Annotated in this window: 27 protein-coding genes; 24 read left to right on the top strand and 3 right to left on the bottom strand. The window is 60.0% G+C overall.

Annotated elements, in window-relative coordinates; translation table 11 throughout:
* Window positions 1–125 precede the first annotated feature (125 nt).
* The 16 genes from BJ885_RS21635 (at window position 126) to phnP (ending at window position 11775) form a co-directional block, all read left to right on the top strand.
* Window positions 126–461 (top strand): zinc ribbon domain-containing protein YjdM, encoded by a 336-nt coding sequence (locus BJ885_RS21635; RefSeq protein ID WP_023310096.1) that lies wholly within the window; start codon window positions 126–128, stop codon window positions 459–461.
* A gap of 80 nt (window positions 462–541) precedes the next feature.
* Complete coding sequence (gene yjdN / locus BJ885_RS21630) at window positions 542–979, top strand: VOC family metalloprotein YjdN (protein ID WP_047646860.1); 438 nt, start codon at window positions 542–544, stop codon at window positions 977–979.
* 136 nt (window positions 980–1115) lie between these two features.
* On the top strand, window positions 1116–1904 hold the full coding sequence (gene phnC, locus BJ885_RS21625; protein ID WP_121932708.1) for a phosphonate ABC transporter ATP-binding protein: 789 nt from the start codon (window positions 1116–1118) through the stop codon (window positions 1902–1904).
* Window positions 1905–1928: 24 nt separating this feature from the next.
* Window positions 1929–2945, top strand: a complete 1017-nt coding sequence (gene phnD / locus BJ885_RS21620) for a phosphonate ABC transporter substrate-binding protein (protein ID WP_121932709.1) — start codon at window positions 1929–1931, stop codon at window positions 2943–2945.
* A gap of 50 nt (window positions 2946–2995) precedes the next feature.
* Window positions 2996–3775: a phosphonate ABC transporter, permease protein PhnE gene (phnE, locus tag BJ885_RS21615; RefSeq protein WP_121932710.1), complete on the top strand. Its 780-nt coding sequence runs from the start codon at window positions 2996–2998 to the stop codon at window positions 3773–3775.
* Window positions 3776–3795: 20 nt separating this feature from the next.
* Window positions 3796–4521: a phosphonate metabolism transcriptional regulator PhnF gene (phnF, locus tag BJ885_RS21610; protein ID WP_032662528.1), complete on the top strand. Its 726-nt coding sequence runs from the start codon at window positions 3796–3798 to the stop codon at window positions 4519–4521.
* Entirely contained in the window at window positions 4522–4974 is a 453-nt protein-coding gene (gene phnG, locus BJ885_RS21605) for a phosphonate C-P lyase system protein PhnG (protein ID WP_121932711.1), read from the top strand.
* Window positions 4971–5555, top strand: coding sequence for a phosphonate C-P lyase system protein PhnH (gene phnH / locus BJ885_RS21600; protein WP_121932712.1), 585 nt, complete (start codon window positions 4971–4973; stop codon window positions 5553–5555). Before phnG ends, phnH begins: the two co-directional genes overlap by 4 nt.
* On the top strand, window positions 5555–6619 hold the full coding sequence (locus BJ885_RS21595; protein WP_121932713.1) for a carbon-phosphorus lyase complex subunit PhnI: 1065 nt from the start codon (window positions 5555–5557) through the stop codon (window positions 6617–6619). The genes phnH and BJ885_RS21595 overlap by 1 nt, the downstream gene beginning before the upstream one ends.
* On the top strand, window positions 6612–7457 hold the full coding sequence (phnJ, locus tag BJ885_RS21590) for an alpha-D-ribose 1-methylphosphonate 5-phosphate C-P-lyase PhnJ (RefSeq protein WP_023310087.1): 846 nt from the start codon (window positions 6612–6614) through the stop codon (window positions 7455–7457). The genes BJ885_RS21595 and phnJ overlap by 8 nt, the downstream gene beginning before the upstream one ends.
* Window positions 7454–8209, top strand: a complete 756-nt coding sequence (phnK, locus tag BJ885_RS21585; protein ID WP_029740230.1) for a phosphonate C-P lyase system protein PhnK — start codon at window positions 7454–7456, stop codon at window positions 8207–8209. The genes phnJ and phnK overlap by 4 nt, the downstream gene beginning before the upstream one ends.
* Window positions 8210–8218: 9 nt before the next feature.
* The gene (gene phnL, locus BJ885_RS21580; protein WP_121932714.1) at window positions 8219–8899 is read left to right on the top strand and encodes a phosphonate C-P lyase system protein PhnL; all 681 of its coding nucleotides are present in this window, start codon (window positions 8219–8221) and stop codon (window positions 8897–8899) included.
* Window positions 8896–10032 (top strand): alpha-D-ribose 1-methylphosphonate 5-triphosphate diphosphatase, encoded by a 1137-nt coding sequence (gene phnM / locus BJ885_RS21575; RefSeq protein ID WP_121932715.1) that lies wholly within the window; start codon window positions 8896–8898, stop codon window positions 10030–10032. The genes phnL and phnM overlap by 4 nt, the downstream gene beginning before the upstream one ends.
* Window positions 10029–10580: a ribose 1,5-bisphosphokinase gene (gene phnN / locus BJ885_RS21570; protein ID WP_121932716.1), complete on the top strand. Its 552-nt coding sequence runs from the start codon at window positions 10029–10031 to the stop codon at window positions 10578–10580. Before phnM ends, phnN begins: the two co-directional genes overlap by 4 nt.
* Window positions 10573–11007, top strand: a complete 435-nt coding sequence (gene phnO, locus BJ885_RS21565; protein WP_121932717.1) for an aminoalkylphosphonate N-acetyltransferase — start codon at window positions 10573–10575, stop codon at window positions 11005–11007. Before phnN ends, phnO begins: the two co-directional genes overlap by 8 nt.
* 9 nt (window positions 11008–11016) lie before the next feature.
* On the top strand, window positions 11017–11775 hold the full coding sequence (phnP, locus tag BJ885_RS21560) for a phosphonate metabolism protein PhnP (protein WP_121932718.1): 759 nt from the start codon (window positions 11017–11019) through the stop codon (window positions 11773–11775).
* A 52-nt stretch (window positions 11776–11827) separates the two neighbouring features.
* Here phnP and yjdP read toward each other — a convergent pair whose 3' ends face one another.
* The gene (gene yjdP, locus BJ885_RS21555) at window positions 11828–12151 is read right to left on the bottom strand and encodes a DDRRRQL repeat protein YjdP (protein ID WP_049007719.1); all 324 of its coding nucleotides are present in this window, start codon (window positions 12149–12151) and stop codon (window positions 11828–11830) included.
* Window positions 12152–12220: 69 nt separating this feature from the next.
* Entirely contained in the window at window positions 12221–14500 is a 2280-nt protein-coding gene (locus BJ885_RS21550; RefSeq protein WP_121932719.1) for a hybrid sensor histidine kinase/response regulator, read from the bottom strand.
* Between the two features lie 181 nt (window positions 14501–14681).
* Here BJ885_RS21550 and BJ885_RS21545 point away from each other — a divergent pair, with 181 nt between their 5' ends.
* The 6 genes from BJ885_RS21545 to BJ885_RS21520 are packed head-to-tail and all read left to right on the top strand — an operon-like array spanning window position 14682 to window position 20779.
* A complete protein-coding gene (locus BJ885_RS21545) occupies window positions 14682–16202 on the top strand; it encodes a sugar ABC transporter ATP-binding protein (RefSeq protein ID WP_023310078.1) in 1521 nt (506 codons plus the stop codon).
* Window positions 16199–17194, top strand: a complete 996-nt coding sequence (locus tag BJ885_RS21540) for an ABC transporter permease subunit (RefSeq protein WP_121932720.1) — start codon at window positions 16199–16201, stop codon at window positions 17192–17194. Before BJ885_RS21545 ends, BJ885_RS21540 begins: the two co-directional genes overlap by 4 nt.
* A gap of 32 nt (window positions 17195–17226) precedes the next feature.
* Complete coding sequence (locus tag BJ885_RS21535; RefSeq protein ID WP_021242935.1) at window positions 17227–18168, top strand: ABC transporter substrate-binding protein; 942 nt, start codon at window positions 17227–17229, stop codon at window positions 18166–18168.
* A gap of 49 nt (window positions 18169–18217) precedes the next feature.
* Window positions 18218–18904, top strand: coding sequence for a D-lyxose/D-mannose family sugar isomerase (locus BJ885_RS21530; protein ID WP_121932721.1), 687 nt, complete (start codon window positions 18218–18220; stop codon window positions 18902–18904).
* Between the two features lie 10 nt (window positions 18905–18914).
* Window positions 18915–19775, top strand: a complete 861-nt coding sequence (locus BJ885_RS21525) for a ketose 1,6-bisphosphate aldolase (RefSeq protein ID WP_121932722.1) — start codon at window positions 18915–18917, stop codon at window positions 19773–19775.
* On the top strand, window positions 19775–20779 hold the full coding sequence (locus BJ885_RS21520; RefSeq protein WP_121932723.1) for a carbohydrate kinase family protein: 1005 nt from the start codon (window positions 19775–19777) through the stop codon (window positions 20777–20779). Before BJ885_RS21525 ends, BJ885_RS21520 begins: the two co-directional genes overlap by 1 nt.
* On the opposite strand, the gene BJ885_RS21515 is transcribed toward BJ885_RS21520, so the two are convergent.
* On the bottom strand, window positions 20776–21507 hold the full coding sequence (locus tag BJ885_RS21515; protein ID WP_029740750.1) for a response regulator: 732 nt from the start codon (window positions 21505–21507) through the stop codon (window positions 20776–20778). The genes BJ885_RS21520 and BJ885_RS21515 overlap by 4 nt on opposite strands.
* A gap of 256 nt (window positions 21508–21763) precedes the next feature.
* Here BJ885_RS21515 and fdhF point away from each other — a divergent pair, with 256 nt between their 5' ends.
* Window positions 21764–23911: a formate dehydrogenase subunit alpha gene (fdhF, locus tag BJ885_RS21510; protein WP_121932724.1), complete on the top strand. Its 2148-nt coding sequence runs from the start codon at window positions 21764–21766 to the stop codon at window positions 23909–23911.
* A gap of 322 nt (window positions 23912–24233) precedes the next feature.
* Window positions 24234–24386, top strand: a complete 153-nt coding sequence (locus BJ885_RS21505) for a Hok/Gef family protein (protein WP_032644722.1) — start codon at window positions 24234–24236, stop codon at window positions 24384–24386.
* The last annotated feature ends 94 nt before the right edge of the window (window positions 24387–24480 follow it).

Here is a 24480-nt window from a genome sequence, read left to right as displayed (position 1 = left end):
TTTTTTTAATTCACAATGCCACCGACAAACGTGTGGATTTGCGCTATACTTGCCGCCTTTTTCGGCACGCTGCCGTCATTTAGCTGGCACTTTCCAGCGCGTTTACACTTTTTGAGGATACCGATATGTCACTCCCACACTGCCCAAAATGCAATTCTGAATACACCTATGAAGATAATGGCATGTTCATCTGCCCGGAATGCGCTCACGAATGGAATGATGCCGAACCATCACACGATGCTGATGCACTTGTCGTAAAAGATGCGAACGGCAATCTGCTGGCGGACGGCGACAGCGTAACCGTGATTAAGGATCTGAAAGTGAAAGGCAGTTCTTCCATGCTGAAGATCGGCACCAAAGTGAAGAATATCCGTCTGGTTGAAGGCGATCATAATATCGACTGCAAAATTGACGGCTTCGGTCCGATGAAGCTGAAATCCGAGTTCGTGAAAAAGAACTGATTTACCCGCCCGGTGGCGCTTCGCTTACCGGGTTTTCGGGAACTACACTTAACGGGCTTTTCTTACGTGAGGTAAAGATTATGCCGTTAAGTCCCTACATCTCTTTCGCCGGCAACTGTGCAGAAGCCACTTCTTTCTACCAGCAAGCCGTCGGCGCAGAGCTTCTCTATAAAATCACCTTCGGCGAAATGCCAAAAAGCGATAACAGCGATGAAGGCTGTCCGTCCGGTATGCAATTTCCGGATTCGGCTATCGCTCACTCCAACGTTCGCATTGCGGGCAGCGATATCATGATGAGCGACGGGATGCCGCCGGGAAGCAACGCGCAGTACGCGGGCTTCACGCTGGTTCTCGACACCCAGGACGTTAATGAAGGCAAACGCTGGTTCGACAACCTCGCCGCGGGCGGGAATATCGACATGGCCTGGCAGGAAACCTTCTGGGCACACGGTTTCGGTAAAGTCACCGATAAATACGGCGTGCCGTGGATGATTAACGTCGTTAAGCAGCAGCACTAATTTTCGGGCGGTGGGCGCTCTGCCTCCGCCTGTCATCAAACTCCGCTCAACTCTTCAAACTCCCGCAACCCAGACTTAACCCAAATGTCACATTGATGCGCCAGCATGAGGCCACATTTATCGTGAGGCCCAGCACATGCAAACCGTCATCCGCGTCGAGAAACTGAGCAAGACCTTCCATCACAATAAGGCTCTGCATGCCGTTGATCTGACCGTCCGGCAGGGCGAAATGGTGGCGCTGCTGGGGCCATCCGGTTCCGGTAAATCCACCCTTCTGCGTCATTTAAGCGGCCTTATCACCTGCGATAAAACGCCGGAAAGCCACGTCGAGCTGCTGGGCAATACCGTGCAGCGCGCGGGGCGTCTCGCCAGCGATATCCGCAAGAGCCGCGCCCAGACGGGCTACATCTTCCAGCAGTTCAACCTGGTGAACCGCCTGACGGTGCTGGAGAACGTGCTGATTGGCGCGCTCGGCAGCACCCCATTCTGGCGGACCTGCCTGCGCTGGTTCTCCCCTTCGCAGAAGCAGGAAGCCTTACAGGCGCTGACCCGCGTCGGCATGGCGCATTTTGCCCATCAGCGCGTCTCCACCCTGTCCGGTGGACAACAGCAGCGCGTGGCGATTGCCCGCGCCCTGATGCAAAAAGCGCAAATCATTCTCGCTGACGAACCCATTGCCTCGCTGGACCCGGAGTCCGCCCGCATCGTGATGGAAACCCTGCGCGACATTAACCAGAACGACGGCATCACCGTGATGGTAACGCTGCATCAGGTGGATTACGCCCTGCGCTACTGCGAACGCATTGTCGCCCTGCGTCAAGGACACGTGTTCTTTGATGGCGCGAGCCATCAGTTTGATAACGAACGTTTTGACCATCTCTACCGCAGCATTAACCGCGTCGAAGAGAACGCGCAGGCTGCTTAATCAAACCCGATCCGAGGAAAGTACATGAGCTACAAAGCCGTTGCCGCGCTGGCCTTTACCAGCATGTTCAGCCTCAGCACCCTGTTAAGCCCGGCGTATGCACAAGAGCAGGAAAAAGCGCTGAACTTCGGCATTATTTCGACGGAATCACAGCAGAACCTGAAGCCTCAGTGGGAACCGTTCCTGAAAGATATGGAAACCAAGCTGGGAATCAAAGTGAACGCCTTCTTCGCCCCGGACTACGCGAGCATCATCCAGGGGATGCGCTTTAATAAAGTGGACATCGCCTGGTACGGCAACCTCTCCGCCATGGAAGCGGTGGACCGCGCGAACGGCCAGGTGTTTGCCCAGACCGTCGCGGCAGATGGCTCCCCGGGCTACTGGAGCGTGCTGATCGTGAACAAAGACAGCCCGATCAACAACCTCAACGACATGCTCGCCAAACGCAAAGAGCTGACCTTCGGCAACGGCGACCCGAACTCGACCTCCGGCTACCTTGTCCCTGGCTACTACGTCTTCGCCAAAAACAACGCCTCCGCCAGCGACTTCAAACGCACGGTGAACGCCAGCCACGAAACCAACGCCCTGGCCGTGGCCAACAAGCAGGTGGACGTTGCTACCAACAACACCGAGAACCTCGACAAGCTCAAGACCTCCGCGCCGGACAAGCTGAAAGAGATCAAGGTTATCTGGAAATCGCCGCTGATCCCGGGCGACCCGATCGTCTGGCGTAAAAATCTCTCCGAGAGCACCAAGGACAAGGTGTACGACTTCTTTATGACCTATGGCAAAACGCCGGAAGAGAAAGCGGTCCTGGCGCGTCTGGGCTGGGCACCGTTCCGCCCGTCAAGCGACCTGCAGCTGGTCCCGATTCGCCAGTTGGCGCTGTTTAAAGAGATGCAGGGCGTGAAGGACAACAAAGGGCTGAAGGACGAGGAGAAGACCAGCAAAGTGGCCACCATTCAGGCCCAGCTGGAAGACCTCGACCGCCTGACCGCCGCGCTCGGTGCGATGACGAGCGTGAATAAAGCGGTGCAGTAACTCAAGTTCCCTCTCCCACAGGGAGAGGGAGAACAGCTTAAGGAGCCAACATGCAAACCATCACCCTCCCACCGCCAAAGCGCAGCTGGTTCTCGCTCATAAGCTGGGCCATCCTGCTGGCGGTGCTGGTTATCTCCTGGAAGGGCGCGGAAATGGATCCGCTGCTGCTCTTCAAAGACGCGGGCAACATGGCGACCTTCGCCGCCGACTTCTTCCCGCCGGACTTCAGCCAGTGGCAGGACTATCTCAGCGAAATGGCGGTCACCCTGCAAATCGCCGTCTGGGGCACCGCCCTTGCCGTCGCTCTCTCCATTCCGTTTGGCCTGATGAGCGCCGAAAACATCGTGCCGTGGTGGGTGTACCAGCCGATGCGTCGCCTGATGGACGCCTGCCGCGCCATCAACGAGATGGTCTTTGCGATGCTGTTCGTGGTCGCCGTCGGCCTGGGTCCGTTCGCGGGCGTGATGGCGCTGTTCATCCACACCACCGGCGTGCTCTCCAAGCTGCTTTCTGAAGCGGTCGAAGCCATCGAGCCCGGCCCGGTGGAAGGTATCCGCGCAACGGGCGCCAACAAAATCGAAGAGAACCTTTACGGCGTCCTGCCGCAGGTTATGCCGCTGCTGATCTCCTACTCCCTGTACCGCTTTGAGTCCAACGTCCGCTCCGCGACGGTGGTCGGCATGGTGGGCGCAGGCGGGATTGGCGTCACCCTGTGGGAAGCGATTCGCGGTTTCCAGTTCCAGCAAACCTGCGCCCTGATGGTGCTCATCATCGTCACCGTCAGCCTGCTGGATTTCCTCTCTCAACGTTTGCGTAAGCACTTCATCTGAGAAGCGAGGCTTTGTTTTCTATGCACTTATCCAGACATCCGACCAGTTACCCTACCCGCTGGCAGGAGATTGCGGCAAAGCTCGAAGTGGAGCTGCGCACGCACTACCGCTGCGGGGACTACCTGCCCGCCGAGCAGCAGCTTGCCGACCGCTATGAGGTGAACCGCCACACCCTGCGTCGCGCCATTGACCAGCTGGTCGAGCGCGGCTGGGTCCAGCGCCGTCAGGGCGTGGGCGTGCTGGTGCTGATGCGCCCGTTCGACTACCCGCTGAACGCCCAGGCGCGCTTTAGCCAGAACCTGCTGGATCAGGGCAGCCACCCGACCAGCGAAAAGCTGCTCTCGGTGCTGCGTCCGGCCTCCAGCCACGTGGCGGACGCGCTGGGCATTCAGGAGGGCGATAACGTCATTCACCTGCGCACCCTGCGCCGCGTTAACGGCGTGGCGGTGTGCCAGATAGACCACTACTTCGCGGACCTCGCCCTCTGGCCCGTGCTCCAGCATTTCTCCAGCGGCTCGCTGCATGATTTTCTTCAGGATGCGACAGGCATTGCGCTCAAGCGCACCCAGACGCGCATCAGCGCCCGTCGCGCGCAGGCGAAAGAGAGCAAGGTGCTCGAAATTCCCAATATGGCCCCGCTGCTCTGCGTGCGCACCCTCAACCACCGTGACGGCGAGATCAACGCGACGGAATACTCCGTCAGCCTGACCCGCGCCGACATGATCGAATTCACCATGGAGCACTGAATGCACTTCGACACCTCCACCCGACAGCGCTGGATGCGCGTGCTGGCCCACAGCCAGCCTGCTGCGCTGGCTGCCCGCATGAACGCGCTCAGCCTGACGCCAGACTACGACACCCTTCGCGCCCCGGAGATCGGCCTCGTCCAGATCCAGGCGCGCATGGGCGGCACCGGCGAGCGCTTTTTCGCCGGAGACGCCACCCTCACCCGCGCCGCGATCCGCCTGAACAGCGGCACGCTGGGCTACAGCTACGTGCTGGGGCGCGACAAAGCGCACGCCGAGCGCTGCGCGGTGATCGACGGGCTTTTACAGGAACAACCCTATTTCCAGACGCTAATGGAAACCCTTATTGCCCCGCTGGAAGCCGACCGCGCCGCGCGCATTGCCGCACGTCAGGCCGAAGTGAATACCAGCCGGGTCGACTTCTTTACGCTCGTTCGCGGAGACAACGCATGACGCTTCAACCTGCTTTTACCCTGGCCGTCCAGGATGCCCAACACAGTTTTCGTCGCCTGCTGAAGGCGATGAGCGAGCCGGGCGTGATCGTCTCGCTGCACCAGCTCTCCCAGGGCTGGCTGCCGCTGAACCTGGCGACCACCAGCGTGCTGCTGACGCTTGCCGATAACGACACTCCGGTGTGGCTCTCGGGCGCGCTGTCGAACGATATCGCCAGCCAGAACCTGCGTTTTCACACCAGCGCCCCGCTGGTCGATCAGCCCCAGAAGGCGGTTTTTGCCGTGGCCGACGAGCAAATCAGCCATGAGCAATTGAATGCCCTGAGCGAAGGCAGCGCCGTCGCCCCGGAAACCAGCGCCACGCTGATCCTGCAGGTCTCCAGCCTGAGCGGCGGCCGCATGCTGCGCCTCACGGGGGCAGGCATCGCCGACGAGCGCATGGTCGCGCCGCAGCTGCCGGAGTGCATCATTCACGAGCTGACCGAACGCCCGCACCCGTTCCCGCTGGGCATTGACCTGATCCTGACCTGCGGCGAGCGCCTGCTGGCAATTCCGCGGACCACCCACGTGGAGGTGTGCTGATGTACGTTGCCGTCAAAGGTGGCGAGAAGGCCATCGCGGCCGCCCATGCGCTACAGGCGCACAGACGACGGGGCGATGAACGGCTTCCCGAGCTGAGCGTCGCCCAGATTGAACAGCAGCTAAACCTCGCCGTCGACCGCGTGATGACCGAGGGCGGCATCGCCGACCGCGAGCTGGCGGCGCTGGCCCTGAAGCAGGCCAGCGGCGATAACGTGGAAGCCATCTTCCTGCTGCGCGCCTACCGCACCACGCTTGCCAGACTGGCGGTGAGCGAGCCGGTGAACACGGCACAGATGCGCCTGGAGCGCCGCATTTCTGCCGTTTATAAAGACGTTCCCGGCGGCCAGCTGCTTGGCCCGACCTACGACTACACCCACCGCCTGCTGGATTTTACCCTGCTGGCGAACGGCGAAGCGCCGACGCTCAGCACCTCCGATGCCGAACAGGAACCGTCTCCGCACGTCTTCAGCCTGCTGGCAAAACAGGGCCTGGCGAAGGCGGAGGAAGACTCAGGCGCGCAGCCGGATGACATCACCCGCACGCCGCCGGTTTACCCGTGCTCGCGCTCGTCCCGCCTGCAGCAGCTGATGCGCGGCGACGAAGGCTATCTGCTGGCGCTGGCCTACTCCACCCAGCGCGGCTACGGGCGCAACCACCCGTTTGCGGCCGAAATTCGCAGCGGCTACATCGACGTCGAAATCGTGCCTGAAGAGCTGGTTTTTGCGGTGAACGTCGGCGAACTGCTGATGACCGAGTGTGAAATGGTCAACGGTTTCGTCGCCCCGGAAGACGAAGACCCGCACTTTACCCGCGGCTACGGGCTGGTATTCGGCCTCGGCGAGCGCAAGGCCATGGCAATGGCGCTGGTCGACCGCGCCCTGCAGGCGCCGGACTACGGCGAGCACGTTGCAGGCCCGGCGCAGGACGAAGAGTTCGTGCTGGCCCACGCGGATAACGTTGAGGCCGCCGGTTTTGTCTCGCACCTCAAGCTGCCGCACTACGTCGATTTCCAGGCCGAACTGGAACTGCTGAAACGCCTGCAACGGGAGCGCAAAAATGGCTAACTTAAGCGGCTACAACTTTGCCTATCTGGACGAGCAAACCAAACGCATGATCCGCCGCGCAATACTTAAAGCGGTGGCTATTCCGGGCTATCAGGTGCCGTTCGGCGGCCGCGAAATGCCGATGCCCTACGGCTGGGGCACGGGCGGTATTCAGATCACCGCCAGCGTGATCGGCGAGGCGGACGTGCTGAAGGTCATCGATCAGGGCGCCGACGACACCACCAACGCCGTGTCGATCCGCAGCTTCTTCCAGCGCGTCACCGGCGTCAATACCACCGAAAAAACCGAAGACGCGACGCTGATCCAGACCCGTCACCGCATCCCCGAAACCCCACTGACGGAAGATCAGATTTTAATTTTCCAGGTGCCGATCCCGGAGCCGCTGCGCTTTATCGAGCCGCGCGAAACCGAAACCCGCACCATGCACGCGCTGGAAGAGTACGGGGTAATGCAGGTGAAGCTGTATGAGGATATCGCCCGCTTCGGCCATATCGCCACCACCTACGCCTACCCGGTGAAGGTGAACGGGCGCTACGTGATGGACCCGTCGCCGATCCCGAAATTCGATAACCCGAAGATGGACATGATGCCCGCCCTGCAGCTGTTCGGCGCCGGGCGCGAAAAACGCATCTACGCCGTTCCGCCTTACACCCGCGTGGAAAGCCTGGATTTCGACGATCACCCGTTTACGGTGCAGGAGTGGGACGAGCCGTGCGCCATCTGCGGATCCAAACACAGCTATCTGGACGAAGTGGTGCTGGACGACACGGGCAAACGGATGTTTGTCTGCTCCGACACCGATTACTGCCGCCAACAGAGCGAGGCGAACGGCCAATGAAACCGCTGCTTTCGGTTAATAACCTGACTCACCTGTATGCGCCGGGCAAAGGCTTTAGCGACGTGTCGTTCGAGCTGTGGCCGGGCGAGGTGCTGGGGATCGTCGGCGAGTCCGGCTCCGGCAAAACCACCCTGCTGAAGTCCATCTCCGCGCGCCTGACGCCGCAGAACGGCGACATTCTGTATGAGGGCCAATCCCTTTACGGCATGAGCGAGGCCGGGCGCCGTCGCCTGCTGCGCACCGAGTGGGGCGTGGTGCATCAGCACCCGATGGACGGCCTGCGCCGTCAGGTCTCCGCCGGAGGCAACATCGGCGAACGCCTGATGGCCACCGGCGCGCGCCACTACGGCAACATCCGCGCCACCGCCCAGCACTGGCTGGAAGAGGTGGAAATCCCCGCCTCGCGCATCGACGACCTGCCGACAACCTTCTCCGGCGGGATGCAGCAGCGCCTGCAGATTGCCCGCAACCTGGTCACCCATCCGAAGCTGGTGTTTATGGATGAACCCACCGGCGGGCTGGACGTCTCCGTGCAGGCGCGCCTGCTCGACCTGCTGCGCGGCCTGGTGGTGGAGCTAAACCTTGCGGTGGTGATTGTCACCCACGATTTAGGCGTTGCGCGCCTGCTGGCGGACCGCCTGCTGGTAATGAAGCAGGGCCAGGTGGTGGAAAGTGGGTTAACCGACCGGGTGCTCGACGATCCGCACCATCCGTACACCCAGCTGCTGGTGTCCTCTGTATTACAGAATTAAGAGGCCAACATGATCCACGTACAAAACGTAAGTAAGACCTTTGTGCTCCACCAGCAAAACGGCGTGCGCCTGCCGGTGCTGCAAAATGCCTCGTTAGAGGTCAGCAGCGGCGAATGCGTGGTGCTGCACGGCCATTCCGGCAGCGGAAAATCCACCCTGCTGCGCTCCCTTTATGCCAACTATCTGCCGGATGAAGGCCACATTCACATTCGCCACAACGATGAATGGGTCGATCTGGTGCAGGCCCCCGCGCGTAAGGTGCTGGAAGTGCGCCGCACGACGATCGGCTGGGTCAGCCAGTTTCTGCGGGTGATCCCGCGGATCTCCGCCCTGGACGTGGTGATGCAGCCCCTGCTGGATCTCGGCGTGCCGCGTGAAACCTGCGCCGCCAAAGCCGCCAGCCTGCTGACGCGCCTCAACGTGCCTGAACGCCTGTGGCACCTCGCCCCGTCGACCTTTTCCGGCGGCGAGCAGCAGCGCGTCAATATCGCCCGCGGGTTTATCGTCGACTACCCGATTTTACTTCTGGATGAACCCACCGCCTCGCTCGACGATAAAAACAGCGCCGCCGTGGTGGAGCTGATCGAACAGGCAAAAGCGCGCGGGGCGGCGATCGTCGGGATCTTCCACGACGAAACCGTACGCAGCCGCGTCGCAGACCGACTGCACCCGATGGGGGTCCACGCATGATTATCAATAACGTCAAGCTGGTGCTGGAAAATGAAGTTGTTGATGGCTCGGTTGAAGTCCATGAAGGCGTTATTCGCGCCTTTGCCGAAACCCAGAGCTGTGCCCCTGAAGCGATGGACGGCGAAGGCGGCTGGCTGCTGCCGGGGCTGATTGAGCTGCATACCGATAATCTGGACAAATTCTTCACCCCGCGCCCGAAGGTGGACTGGCCCGCCCATTCGGCGATGAGCAGCCACGACGCGCTGATGGTCGCCAGCGGCATTACCACCGTGCTTGACGCGGTGGCGATTGGCGACGTGCGCGACGGCGGCGATCGCCTGGAGAATCTCGAGAAAATGATCAACGCCGTGGAGGAGACGCAAAAACGCGGCCTCAACCGCGCCGAGCACCGCCTGCACCTGCGCTGCGAGCTGCCGCATCACACCACCCTGCCGCTGTTTGAAAAGCTGGTCGGGCGCGAGCCGGTCTCGCTGGTCTCCCTGATGGACCACTCGCCGGGGCAGCGCCAGTTCGCCAACATTGAAAAGTATCGCGAATACTATCAGGGCAAATATTCTCTCAACGACGCAGAGATGGCGCGCTACGAGGAAGAGCAGCTGGCGCTTGCGGCCAAGTGGTCGCAGCCAAACCGTCTCAGGATTGCCGCGATGTGCCGGGACCGCAACATCGCGCTGGCCAGCCATGACGACGCCACGCACGATCACGTACGTGAATCCCACCAGCTTGGCAGCGTGATCGCCGAATTTCCCACTACGTTTGAAGCGGCTGAAGCCTCACGCAGGCACGGCATGAACGTGCTGATGGGCGCACCGAACATCGTGCGCGGCGGCTCGCACTCCGGTAACGTCGCGGCAAGCAGGCTTGCCTCGCTCGGCCTGCTGGATATTCTCTCGTCCGACTACTACCCCGCCAGCCTGCTGGATGCGGCGTTTCGGGTTGCCGACGATGAGAGCAACAGCTTTACGCTGCCGCAGGCGATTCGTCTGGTGACGAAAAACCCGGCCACCGCGCTTAACCTTCAGGATCGCGGGGAAATCGCCGAGGGTAAACGCGCGGACCTGGTACTCGCCCACCGCAAGGGCGAGCACGTTCATATCGACCACGTCTGGCGTCAGGGAAAAAGGGTGTTCTGATGGGAAGGCTCATCTGGCTGATGGGGCCGTCAGGCTCCGGTAAGGATAGCCTGCTGTCGGCGCTGCGGCAGCAGGAACACGCGCGGCTTTTGGTCGCGCACAGGTACATAACCCGCGCGGCCAACGCCGGAAGTGAAAACCATATCGCCCTGAGCGAGCAGGAGTTTTTTACCCGCGCCGGGCAAAACCTGCTGGCGCTGAGCTGGCACGCCAACGGCTTTTATTACGGTGTCGGCATTGAGATCGACCTCTGGCTGCACGCGGGTTTTGACGTGCTGGTTAACGGCTCGCGCGCGCATCTGCCACAAGCGCGCGCCCGCTATGAGGCGGCCCTGCTGCCGGTCTGTCTGCAGGTTTCGCCGGACGTCCTGCGCAGCCGGTTGCAGAACCGGGGGCGTGAATCAGCCCGTGAGATCGATCAGCGGCTTGAGCGTGCGGCCCGCTATGCCCCGTTCGACTGCCACATCCTCAATAACGACGGAAGTTTGCTACAGTCAGTCGATACCTTTTTATCGCTTATCCGTCAGAAGGAGAAACAGCATGCCTGACTGCCAGCTTCGCCCCGCTACCGCCGACGATGCGCAGATTGTCTATGCCCTGATCTGCGAACTGAAGCAGGCAGAGTTCGACCATCAGGCGTTCCACTCCGGGTTTCTTGCCAATCTGCAGGATCGCAACATGCGCTACCAGCTTGCGGAGAGAGAGGGACAGGTCATCGGCATGATCGGTCTGCACATGCAGTTTCACCTCCATCACGCGCGCTGGATCGGCGAGATCCAGGAGCTGGTGGTGATGCCGCAGGCGCGCGGGTTAAAGGTGGGCAGTCAGCTGCTGGCCTGGGCGGAAGAGGTGGCACGACAGGCCGGCGCGGAGCTGACCGAGCTTTCCACCAGCGTGAAGCGCACCGACGCGCACCGTTTTTACGTTCGTGAAGGATACACGCAGAGCCATTTCCGATTCACCAAACCGCTGTAGAGGTGCGCTATGAGTCTGACCATCACGTTGACGGGAACCGGTGGCGCCCAGCTGGTGCCGGTCTTTGGCTGCGACTGCGCGGCCTGCCGCCGGGCGCGCCTGCAGGACAACTATCGCCGTCGCCCCTGCAGCGCGGTGGTCAAATTCAACGATGCGGTGACGCTGCTGGACGCGGGCATTCCGCACCTGATGGACGACTGGCCCGCAGGCAGCTTTCAGCAGTTTTTGCTGACCCATTACCATATGGATCACGTCCAGGGGCTCTTCCCCCTGCGCTGGGGCGTTGGCGCGACCATTCCGGTTTACGGTCCGCCGGACGAAGCGGGATGCGACGACCTGTTTAAACATCCGGGGATTCTGGATTTCAGCCACACGGTCGAACCGTTTGTGATGTTTGAACTTCAGGGTTTGCGGGTCACGCCGCTGCCGCTCAACCATTCAAAACTGACCTTCGGGTATTTGCTGGAATCAGCCCACAGCCGCGTGGCCTGGCTTTCCGACACCGCCGGGCTGCCGGAAAAAACGGTGAAGTTCCTGCTCAACAATCAGCCGCAGGCGATGATTATCGACTGCAGTCATGAACCGCGCAACGAGACGCCGCGAAACCATTGCGACTTAAATACCGTGATTGCGTTAAACGAGGCGATTGGCTGCCCGCAGGTGATCCTGACGCACGTCAGCCATCAGTTTGACGTGTGGATGATGGATAATCCGTTGCCGCAGGGCATAGAAGCGGGCTATGACGGGATGGTGCTGGTACTGGATTAGGTTTTCTCCCTCTCCCGTGGGAGAGGGTCGGGGTGAGGGCAACAGGCCGCACTTAACCTCGATCGTAATCGTCCTCTAACCTGCGCTCATCCTCTTCTAACCGACGGCGATCGTCATCCAGCTGACGCTGACGCTCGTCGAGACGGCGACGTCTGTCTTCAAGCTGCCGACGGCGATCGTCGTACTGGCGGCTGTCGATTTGACGGCTGCGATCATAACGATCGTCGTCATCGCTGCTGCGGCTGCTGCTGGGATTATAGGCATCGTTGATCGCCTGCTGAATGTTGCCAATAGCATCATCGACAATATCGGCATGAGCCAGCTGGCTGGTGAGTGACAGCAGACCGAATAACAGAGCAGTTGAGTAACGTTTCATAAGGCCAGACTCGCAGGTGAACTGGCTTTACGATAATGAACGACAGGGAACGGGGGTAGCGGAGGAATCTCAAATTACCATCACTTTCCGCAGCGCCTGCGCCAGCTGCACCCGCGTAAACGGCTTACGCAGTAGCTGGACGTCCGGCAGCTGAGGGTTATGCGCGGGCCGTAAATCCTGGCCGCTGATCAGCAGCACCGGAAGCTGCGGATAATGGCTGCGCACATGGTTAATCACCTCGGCTCCGCTGAGGCTGCCGGGCAGCATCAGGTCGCTGATAAACATGCCAATATCCGGTGACGCCGCCAGCATATTCAGCGCCTGCTCGCCGTTGTCCGCTTCCAGCGTCAGGTAACCAAGCTGATGCAGCTGCTCGCACAGGGTCTGACGGACATCCGCCTCATCTTCCAGCACCAGAACAAGCCGCTCGCTATCCACGGAGTCGGTGGCTGACAGCGCTTCATCATCTGCAGCGGCGGGCAGCACGGAGCGCGGGAGATGAAGCCGGACGGTCGTTCCCTGCCCCGGCGCGCTTTCAATCTCCACGCGACCACCGGACTGGCGGACAAAGCCGTAGACCATCGACAGGCCCAACCCGCTCCCGCTCCCGGTCTGCTTGGTGGTGAAGAACGGTTCAAAGACCCGGGATTTCACCTCCTGCGACATGCCGCTGCCTCGGTCGATGACTTCCAGCGCCACCATGTCCTGCCTGCGCCCGTCGCTGCGGGTGACTCGCTGGTTCCAGGTCCGAATTTTAATCACCCCGCTTTGCCCTTCCATTGCATCGCGCGCGTTCATCACCAGGTTGATGATGGCGTTTTCAAGCTGGCTGACGTCTATCCAGGCGGGCCACGCCGGGGTTTGCGCTTCAATTTCCAGGGTCAGGGTGGCAGGCAGGGAGTGGCGCATCAGTTCCCGGAGGTTCTCCAGCAGCGGCAGCATCTCTACCGCATGCGGCGTCAGGGACTGCTTGCGGGAAAACGCCAGCAGGCGCTGCGTCAGTAAGGCACCACGCTCGGCCGCCTTCAGCGCCCGGCTAATGCGCGGCGCATCTTTTGATTCGGGGTCGGTGAGCTCAAGGCTGCCGATGATCACCGCCAGCAGGTTGTTAAAATCATGCGCCAGCCCGCCGGTCAGCTGTCCGACCGCCTTCATCTTCTGGCTGTGCAGCAGCGCCTCTTCCAGCCCCTGACGCTCGACGCGGTCGATCTCCATCTGCGTGGTTTTCTCTTTCAGCAGGCGCGTGGTGTGCTCAAGCGAGGCAGTATTGCGGGCAAAAACGTTAAACGCGCGCGCCAGCTCGCCCAGCTCATCGCGCCGCTGGAGGGCGGGAACGGAAACATCCTGTTCGCCGTGAGCAAGGCGCGACATCGCCCGGGAAATGGCCGTCAGGTTGGAGGCCAGATTGCGGTAGATATACCAGCAGGCGCACCCGGTAATGATCAGCGCCAGGACGGCGAAGATGCTGATAAACACGCTGATGGACTGCAGCTCGTGATGGCTCTGGGCCGTGCGAAGCCGGGAGGCCTGCGCCACCTGCTCGACGTACTGATTAATGTCACCGTTGAGGATCGCCACCAGCGCCTTGATGTGGAACATATACCAGCTTATCGCCAGATCGCTCTCTTCCAGCTGCTTCGACAGCGGGGCAAGCTTGCCTAACTCGGCATTAAAATCAGGCAGAACCCCCTTCACAACTGGCTGTACGGCATTTTGAGGCAGCGCTGCGGCCACGGCGTCCAGTTGATGAACGGTCGCGCGCGGTGAAGGGGTGTCGATGGCAGCGGCGATCAGCCGGTCCATCTCCATCAGCTGCTGCGCATCCGGTACGTTGCTGCCATAGCGGCGGTTGATGTCCTGCAGATGACGCAGGTAGCTCTGGCTTTGATACAGCGAGCTCAGCAGCGCGTTACGCTCCAGATGGCGTCGCTGTCCGCGCTCAAGCATTTCCGTCACGCTCTGCTGGAGCTCATTGCTTCGTTGAATAATGCGCGCCACCAGCGCCGGCTCCTGCTGCGCCAGCGGCGCATCCGCAAGCTGTTCCAGCGAGCGGCGCAGCGCCATTTGCGTCTGCTTCAGGCGCTCGGCTTCACCTTTGTACTCCAGCGCCCCCACCACCTGCGAAAGCCGCACTGCCGCCGTCGCCACGTTGGCGGTATCACGGGCGAGGTTCATGCTGCCGGTCATGTCATCCAGCGTTTGCTGCTGAACCTGCTCCTGGATTTGGCTGGCGTGACGAAAGCCGAGCACCGCCACGCCGCTCACCATTAGCGTCACGGCGACCACCAGCAGATTAAAAATCAGCAGGCGGCCTCGGGCGCTGGCGAAAAAGGGGGGGCGTGATGGCATGGGTTTGGGCTCCTCTGCGGTTTGGTGCCCTCACCCTGGCCCTCTCCCACGGGGAGAGGGAAAAGAGAAATGTGACGGCGATTAGCTATTCATAACTATGACAAATATGAACAGCTTCTGACATTTTGCATTTACGCACCTGTGATGAAGTGCAGATATCGGCATTTGCAGGAGATCCGCCATGAGCAGAACCCCGGTTTTAGAGATGCGCAGCATTGCCAAAACGTTTGGCAGTTTCCACGCTCTCAAGGGTGTGGATTTGACGGTCTTCCCCGGAGAGATCCACGCGCTGATGGGCGAAAACGGCGCGGGAAAAAGTACGCTGATGAAAATCCTCGCGGGAGCCTATACCGCCACCAGCGGTGAGATCCTGATCGACGGTCAGCCGTTTCACATTAAAGGGCCGAAAGATGCGCTGGCCGCAGGCATTACCCTGATTTATCAGGAGATGCAGCTCGCGCCCAACCTGACCGTTGCCGAAAATATCTTTCTTGGCAGCGAGCTGTCGCGCGGCGGGATGGTGCAGCGCAAAGAGATGGCCGCCCAGGCGCAGGCGGTGATTGAGCGCCTCGGCGCACAGTTCAATGCTACCGACCTGGTGATGAAGCTGACCATCGCCGAGCAGCAGCAGGTGGAAATCGCCCGCGCGCTGCACCGCAACAGCCGCATTCTGGTGATGGATGAGCCCACCGCCGCCCTCTCCTCTCGGGAAACGCATCGCCTGTTTGAACTGATTTTGCGCCTGCGCGATGAAGGGATGGCGATCATCTATATCAGCCACCGCATGGCGGAAGTGTATGAACTTTCTGATCGCGTCAGCGTTCTGCGCGACGGTCAGTACGTCGGCAGCCTGACGCGCGACAAGCTAAACGCCTCCGAGCTGGTGCGCATGATGGTGGGCCGCCCGTTAAGCGACCTGTTCAACAAAGAGCGTGATATTCCCCTCGGCAGCCCGCGTCTCAACGTCCACCACCTCACCGACGGTAAAAAAGTACAGCCCTGCAGCCTGCAGGTACGTTCCGGCGAAATCGTCGGGCTGGCGGGCCTGGTCGGGGCCGGGCGCTCCGAACTGGCGCAGCTCATCTTCGGCGTGCGTAAAGCCACCGGCGGCATGATTGAGGTCGACGGCGAGCCGGTGGTGATCCACTCCCCGCGTGCGGCCATCGAAAACGGCATCGGTTTTCTCACCGAAAACCGCAAGGAGCAGGGGCTGTTTCTGGAGCTGGCGGCGCAGGAGAACATCACCATGGCGACGCTGGAGCGCGACGCGACCTTCGGCATGCTAAACCGCAAAAAAGCCCAGTCGATTTCCGATGACGCCATTGCATTGCTCAACATCCGCGTGCCCCATTCGCAGGTGCGCGCGGGCGGGCTGTCAGGCGGCAATCAGCAAAAGCTGCTGATCTCCCGCTGGGTGGCCATCGGCCCACGCATTCTGATCCTGGACGAACCCACGCGCGGCGTGGACGTCGGCGCGAAAAGCGAGATCTACCGCATCATGAACCAGATGGCGCGCAAGGGGGTGGCGATTTTAATGATCTCCAGCGAGCTGCCGGAAGTGGTAGGCATGAGCGACCGGGTGTACGTGATGCGGGAAGGCAGTATTGCGGGTGAACTTCACGGACGCGACATCTCTCAGGAAAACATTATGACGCTGGCAACCGGCGTGAACGACACTCATCATCAGGCGGTGCAATCATGACAACTCCAACCCATCCGCAGCAGGTGGCGAAATCCGCCTCCGCCAAAAAATTGCTGATGAGCGATCTGATGCAAACGGTCGGCATCCTGCCGATTCTTATCCTGATTGTGGCGGTATTTGGCTTTATCGCCCCGAACTTCTTCACCGAGAGCAACCTGCTCAACATTACCCGTCAGGCGTCGATCAACATTGTGCTGGCGGCGGGAATGACCTTCATCATTTTAACCGGCGGGATTGACCTCTCCGTGGGCTCGATTCTCGGCACTACGGCGGTAGCGGCGATGGTGGTCTCGCTGATCCCTGAATTTGCGATGCTCTCCATTCCGGCGGCGCTGATGCTCGGCATGGTGCTGGGCCTGTTCAACGGCGCGCTGGTGGCCTTTGCCGGGCTGCCGCCCTTTATCGTGACGCTCGGCACTTATACGGCGCTGCGCGGCGCGGCGTATCTGCTGGCGGACGGCACGACGGTCATTAACTCCAACATCAGCTTCGAGTGGATCGGCAATAACTACCTCGGCCCGATTCCTTGGCTGGTGTTGATCGCGCTGGCGGTCATTGCTATCTGCTGGTTCATCCTGCGCCGCACCACGCTCGGCGTCCACATCTACGCGGTGGGCGGCAACATGCAGGCGGCGCGACTGACCGGCATTAAGGTCTGGCTGGTGCTGCTGTTTGTCTATGGTATGAGCGGCCTGCTCTCCGGGCTTGGCGGCGTGATGAGCGCCTCGCGCCTCTACAGCGCCAACGGTAACCTCGGCACGGGCTACGAGCTGGATGCGATTGCGGCGGTGATCCTCGGCGGCACCAGCTTCGTCGGCGGGATCGGCACGATCACCGGCACGCTGGTTGGCGCGCTGATCATCGCCACCCTCAACAACGGCATGACGCTGATGGGCGTCTCCTACTTCTGGCAGCTGGTGATCAAAGGGGCGGTGATCATCATAGCGGTGCTGATCGACAAATACCGTACCCGACATCATCAAAGTGCATAACAACAAAACCCTACAGCTTCGAGGAATACTATATGCGTTTGAAACCGTTAGTGACCGCGCTCTGTGCTGGCGCGCTGCTTGCCGCAACGCCGTTTGCGCAGGCAAAAGATCTGAAGTCCATCGGCGTGACGGTGGGCGACCTGGCCAACCCGTTCTTCGTGCAGATCACCAAAGGTGCCGAGCTGGAAGCGCGCAAGCTGGCTGGCGATAACGTCAAGGTGACGCTGGTCTCCAGCGGTTACGATCTGGGCCAGCAGGTGGCGCAGATCGATAACTTCATCGCCGCGAAGGTGGACATGATCATCCTCAACGCTGCGGATTCCAAAGGGATCGGCCCGGCGGTGAAGCGCGCGAAGGACGCCGGGATCGTGGTCGTTGCGGTTGACGTGGCGGCGGAAGGCGCTGATGCGACCATCACCTCCGATAACACCCAGGCGGGCGAAATGGCCTGTAAGTACATTACCGACCGCCTGAAAGGCAAAGGCAACGTGGTAATCATCAACGGACCACCGGTCTCTGCGGTGCAAAACCGCGTGGAAGGCTGTCAGACAGAATTCAAAAAACATCCGGATATCAAGGTGCTCTCGGATAACCAAAACGCCAAAGGCAGTCGTGAAGGCGGTCTGGAAGTCATGACCTCCCTGCTGGCGGCCAATCCGAAGATCGACGGCGTGTTTGCGATTAACGATCCGACCGCGATCGGCGCCGATCTGGCCGCGAAACAGGCTCAGCGCAACGAGTTCTTTATCGTCGGCGTGGATGGCAGCCCGGACGGTGAAGAAGCGCTGAAGCGGGAAAACTCGCTGTTTGTCGCGACCCCGGCGCAGGATCCGCAGGTGATGGCGGCAAAAGCGGTGGAGATCGGCTATGACATTCTACAGGGCAAACCTGCGCCGAAAGCGCCGGTGCTGATCCCGGTGACGATGATCGATAAAAAGAACGTCGGCACGTACAAGGGCTGGACGGTTAAATGATCCTTTTCCCTCTCCCGCAGGGAGAGGGAACTGTTTTCAAGGAGTCCCCATGAAACGCTCCGACATCAATGAAATTCTCGGCCACACGCGACAGTTCTTTTCCATGCACGACGTGCATCTCCCGCCGTTTGCCAGCTTCCCGCCCACAAAATGGCAGCAGCTTGACCAGGCCGCCTGGCAGGAAGTGTTCGACCTCAAGCTCGGCTGGGACGTGACGGCGTTCGGCGGCAACAGCTTTGCCGCCGAGGGCCTGACGCTGTTTACGCTACGCAACGGCTCGCCCAACGGCGTGCCTTATGAAAAGTGCTATGCCGAAAAAATTATGCACGTGCGCGACGGCCAGGTGACGCCGATGCATTTTCACTGGCGCAAGCGGGAAGACATCATCAACCGGGGCGGCGGGAATCTGATTATTGAGTTATGGAATGCCGGGGCGCATGAAGAAACGGAAAACACCGACGTGACGGTCACCGTCGACGGCTGCCGTCAGACCCACGCGCCCGGCAGCCAGCTGCGCCTCATGCCAGGGGAAAGCGTCTGTTTGACACCCGGTCTGTACCACAGCTTCTGGGGAGAACGCGGCTTCGGTGACGTGCTGGTTGGGGAGGTGTCATCGGTAAACGACGACGAGCACGATAACCACTTTTTGCAGCCCGTTGCCCGCTATAACAACATCGAAGAAGACGAACCGGCGCTGCTGGTGCTGTGCAACGAGTACAACCTGTTCCGGATATAAGGAGTAAATGATGCCATTGATCTCTCTTGCCGACGGTCTGGAGCACGCCAGGGCGCATCGCTACGCGCTGGGCGCGTTTAACGTGCTCGACTCCCACTTCCTGCGCGCGCTGTTCGCCGCCGCGAAGCAGGAACGCTCGCCGTTTATCATCAACATCGCCGAAGTGCATTTTAAGTACGTCTCCCTGGATTCGCTTGTCGAAGCGGTGAAGTTCGAGGCCGCCCGCCACGATATTCCCGTGGTGCTCAATCTCGACCACGGCCTGCATTTCGAGGCGGTGGTGCGCGCCCTGCGCTTAGGGTTCAGCTCGGTGATGTTCGACGGCTCTACGCTGAGCTATGAGGAGAACATTCGCCAGACGCGGGAGGTGGTGAAGATGTGCCACGCGGTCGGCGTGTCGGTGGAAGCAGAGCTGGGCGCGGTCGGTGGCGATGAAGGCGGCGCGCTGTACGGGCATGCGGATGAAGCGTTCTTTACCGACCCGCAGCTGGCGCGCGAATTTGTCGATTCAACCGGTATTGACGCGCTGGCGGTTGCCATCGGTAACGCGCACGGTAAATACAAGGGCGAGCCGAAACTCGATTTCCCACGCCTGGACGCCATTCGCCAGCAGACGGGGCTGCCGCTGGTTTTACACGGCGGCTCCGGGATTAGCGATGCCGACTTCCGCCGCGCCATCGGGCTCGGCATTCATAAAATCAACTTCTACACCGGCATGTCGCAGGCCGCACTCGCCGCCGTGGAGCAGCGCATGGCGAACCGTCAGCCGCTGTACGATGAGTTTGCCGAGCTGCTGCTGGGGATAGAAGAGGCGATTACCGATACGGTCGCCGAACAGATGCGCATCTTCGGCAGCGCGGGGCAGGCATAATGGAACGCAAAGGCATCATCGCCGCAGGCAACATGCTGGTGGATCACGTCCACCAGATCGTGCAGTGGCCGGAGCGCGGCTGGCTGGCGGAAATTACCCACAGCGAACGCTCAACCGGCGGCGCGCCGCTCAACGTGCTGCTGACGCTGGCAAAAATGCACGTTGGCCTGCCGCTGCAGGCAGTGGGGCTGATTGGTGAAGATGCCGACGGGGATTACATTCTGGCAATGCTCGACCAGTACCACGTCAACCGCCAGCGCGTGCAGCGCACCACCTTTGCCCCGACCTCCATGTCGCAGGTTATGACCGATCCCAGCGGACAGCGCACCTTCTTCCACTCGCCGGGCGCCAACCGCCTGCTGGATCTTCCCGCCTTCGATCGCTTAGACGGATCGATGAAGATCTTCCATCTCGGCTACCTGCTGCTGCTCGACAGCCTGGATATGCCCGATGACGAGTTTGGTACCCGCAGCGCGCGCCTGCTGGCGCAGATGCGCGACCAGGGGTATGAAACGTCGCTCGATCTGGTGTCCCGCAAGGGCGACCCGCGCTACCAGCCGCTGGTGCTTCCAGCCCTGCGCCACCTTGATTATCTGGTGATTAACGACCTGGAAGCCGGGGAGTTTAGCGGGCTGGAGATGCGCGACGGCGACGATGTGCTGAATATCGCCCATATCGCCGATGCCGCGACGCAGCTGCTGGCGGCAGGCGTGCGTCAGCGGGTGGTGATCCACTGTCCGGAAGGCGCGTGGGGCGAAGCGCCGGGTGAGCAAGGTCGCTGGATCCCCTCATGGCTCCTGGAGCAAAAAGACATTGTCGGCAGCGTCGGCGCGGGCGATGCGTTTTGCGCGGGGTTTTTATACGGCTGCCATGAATCGCTCCCGCTCACGGAGAGCATTTATCTTGCACACGCCTGCGCGCGAGCCAGCCTGCTGGCCGCCAACGCGATTGACGGCGCGAAAACGCTGGCCGAGCTGCAGCTGTTTATCAAAGAGAATACTTAGGCCGCTTTCTCGCTATGTGAAACATCGGTGGCAAACACGTAACCCAGCCCCCGGATGGTTTTGATGAGCGCAGGCTGATGCGGATTAGCCTCGATCTTCCGGCGCAGGCGCATGATCAACACGTCAATCGTGCGGTCGAACACGTCCGCGCTTTCGCTGTGGGTCAGCTCAAGCAGCCGGTCACGACTCAGCACCCGACGGGCATTTTGCGTAAGCGCCAGCAGCAGGCCGTACTCGCCCTGGGTTAAGGGGACAGGGTTACGCTGCGGATCGCTCAGCTCACAGCGGGTGGTATCGAGCGTCCATCCGTTAAAAGCAATGCCCGCTACGGGCGCTGCGGGGACTTCCGCAGCCAGCACGCCCGTACGGCGCAATACCGCTTTAACGCGGGCGACCACCACGCGCGGGTTGAACGGTTTGCCAATATAATCGTCGGCCCCCATCTCCAGCCCCACAACCACGTCTGACTCACTGCCCAGCCCGGTTAACATGATCACCGGTAGCGCCGGGCGCTGCTTTTGCAGCTGCAGCAAAACCTGTAAGCCGTTGATATCCGGCAGCATCATATCCAGCAGCACCAGCGCGATATTCGGCTCCTGCTGTACCTGCCGCAGTGCATCCTGGCCGTTATGGCAGACAAGCACGCTAAAGACGTGCTCGCTTAGCACGTCCTGAAGCAGTTCGCAGACTGCCGTATCGTCATCTACCACCAGAATCGCCGGTTTCATCGTATGCTTCCGTCAGGGGATTATGTTAAGTCTGAACCATTCTGCCGTCGGCTCCAGTCAAATGGTTTTTTCAGTGACGGAAATTCAACCCATGTCACATCCGCTGCCCTGTCGACACGTCAATTTTGACGATTGGCTGCTTTTTGTCAGGGTTTTCACCGCGAAGGGACCGTAAAGTCAGGGTATACCCATACAAAAAACATGGCATAGAAGCTGCATAGTGGGTGCGAATGATTCGATTAACTGGAGCAGACTGATGAAAAAAGTCGTCACGGTTTGCCCTTATTGTGCCTCAGGTTGCAAGATCCACCTGGTGGTCGATAACGGCAAAATCGTCCGGGCGGAGGCCGCACAGGGGAAAACCAACCAGGGCACGCTATGCCTGAAAGGTTACTACGGCTGGGATTTTATTAACGATACCCAAATCCTCACCCCGCGCCTGAAAACCCCTATGATCCGCCGCGAGCGCGGCGGCAAGCTGGAAGCCGTCTCCTGGAGCGAGGCGCTGGATTACGTCGCCACGCGTCTGAGCGCCATCAAGGCCAAATATGGCCCGGATGCGATTCAGACCACCGGCTCCTCACGCGGGACGGGCAATGAAACCAACTATGTGATGCAAAAATTCGCGCGCGCCGTTATTGGAACCAATAACGTCGACTGCTGCGCTCGCGTCTGACACGGCCCATCGGTTGCAGGTCTGCACCAGTCGGTCGGTAACGGCGCAATGAGTAATGCCATCAACGAGATAGATAACACCGATCTCGTCTTCATCTTTGGCTATAACCCGGCGGATTCTCACCCTATCGTCGCGAACCACGTTATTCGCGCTAAGCAGAACGGGGCGAAAATCATCGTCTGCGATCCGCGCAAAATTGAAACCGCGCGCATTGCGGATATGCACATCGCGTTGAAAAACGGCTCGAACATCGCGCTGTTGAACGCAATGGGGCACGTCATTATTGAGGAGAACCTGTACGACCAGGCGTTTGTCGCGACCCGTACGGAAGGTTTTGAACAGTATCGGAAAATTGTCGAAGGCTATACGCCAGAGTCGGTGGAAACAATCACCGGCGTCAGCGCGCAGGAGATCCGCCAGGCGGCACGGATGTATGCCGGGGCGAAAACCGCCGCCATCCTGTGGGGAATGGGCGTGACCCAGTTCTATCAGGGTGTGGAAACCGTGCGTTCTCTGACAAGCCTCGCGATGCTGACCGGCAATCTGGGTAAAGCGCACGTAGGCGTCAACCCGGTACGTGGTCAGAATAACGTTCAGGGCGCCTGCGATATGGGCGCGCTGCCGGACACCTACCCGGGCTACCAGTACGTGAAGTTCCCGGAAAACCGCGAGAAATTCGCGAAGGCCTGGGGCGTGGAAAGCCTGCCGGAACACACCGGATATCGCATCAGCGAGCTGCCGCACCGCGCGGCGCACGGCGAAGTGCGTGCGGCCTACATCATGGGTGAAGATCCGCTCCAGACCGACGCCGAGCTGTCTGCGGTGCGCAAAGGGTTCGAGGATCTGGAGCTGGTGATTGTCCAGGATATCTTCATGACTAAAACCGCGGCGGCGGCGGATGTGATTCTACCGTCAACCTCCTGGGGCGAGCATGAAGGCGTCTACACGGCGGCGGACCGCGGCTTCCAGCGCTTCTTTAAGGCGGTCGAGCCGAAGTGGGATCTGAAAACCGACTGGCAGATCATCAGCGAAATCGCCACCCGCATGGGCTACCCGATGCACTACAACAACACTCAGGAGATCTGGGACGAGCTGCGCAATCTGTGTCCGGACTTCTACGGTGCAACCTATGAAAAAATGGGTGAGCTGGGATACATCCAGTGGCCGTGTCGGGATGAGTCAGAAGCCGACCAGGGGACGTCCTATCTCTTTAAAGAGAAGTTCGACACCCCGAACGGGCTGGCGCAGTTCTTCACCTGCGACTGGGTCGCGCCGATCGATAAACTCACCGACGAGTATCCGATGGTGCTCTCCACCGTGCGTGAAGTAGGCCACTACTCCTGTCGCTCGATGACCGGCAACTGCGCCGCGCTGGCGGCGCTGGCGGACGAACCGGGCTACGCGCAAATCAACACCGCCGACGCAGAGCGCCTCGGCATTGAGGATGAAGCGCTGGTGTGGGTGAACTCGCGCAAAGGCCGGATCATTACCCGTGCGCAGGTCAGCGATCGTCCGAACAAAGGGGCGGTCTATATGACCTACCAGTGGTGGATTGGCGCCTGTAACGAGCTGGTCACGGAGAACTTAAGTCCGATAACCAAAACGCCGGAGTATAAATACTGCGCCGTACGCGTGGAGCCAATTGCGGATCAGCACGCTGCGGAACAGTATGTCATCGACGAATATAACAAGCTGAAAGCCCGACTGCGCGAAAGCGCAATGGGCTGAAGCCGTTAATTCATAAGTGAATAAAGGGAGTGAGATATTCACTCCCTTTTTATTTCCGATTAACTCATCAAATATATGAATTATTATTCTGGAAAGCGGCTCGCAGAAATAATGTAATTTTCGCGAAAAAGAATTACATCTTTGCATTTTAATTCAGAGGGATAAGATGTGCGGCGGGTGCTTAAGACTTTCTGTCTTGAGCATTGTTGAGGGACAGAAAGTAGAAAGCCCCGGGAAATTTTCATTTACCCGAGGCTACTCCCTCAACTCCGAACAAGTTGAGAGTAGCCTCTTATTCTTTTTTTGACAAGGAGTAAAAGGCATGACGCCATTAAAAACTGCGTTAGGCATCGTCTTTATTATTTGCCTGACGATAGTGATCTTTACCTTTATTACTCGAGGTAAGTTATGCGAGTTTTCAATAAAGGGTGAACATCAGGAGGTGGCGGCAAAATTAGCCTGTAACGCAGGCTAACCTCTACGGGCGGAACCACGGTTCCGCCCGGCTTGCAGGATGCTGAGGTCTTAATGCACCCATTTTTTTCTTCTGTCGCCGCGATTATACTGCG

Origin of the sequence: Enterobacter sp. WP_7_1 (assembly GCF_003688535.1) — a bacterium.
Classification (GTDB): domain Bacteria; phylum Pseudomonadota; class Gammaproteobacteria; order Enterobacterales; family Enterobacteriaceae; genus Enterobacter; species Enterobacter asburiae.
Note: the sequence above shows the minus strand (reverse complement) of the source record. Positions and strands in the feature narration are given on the sequence as shown.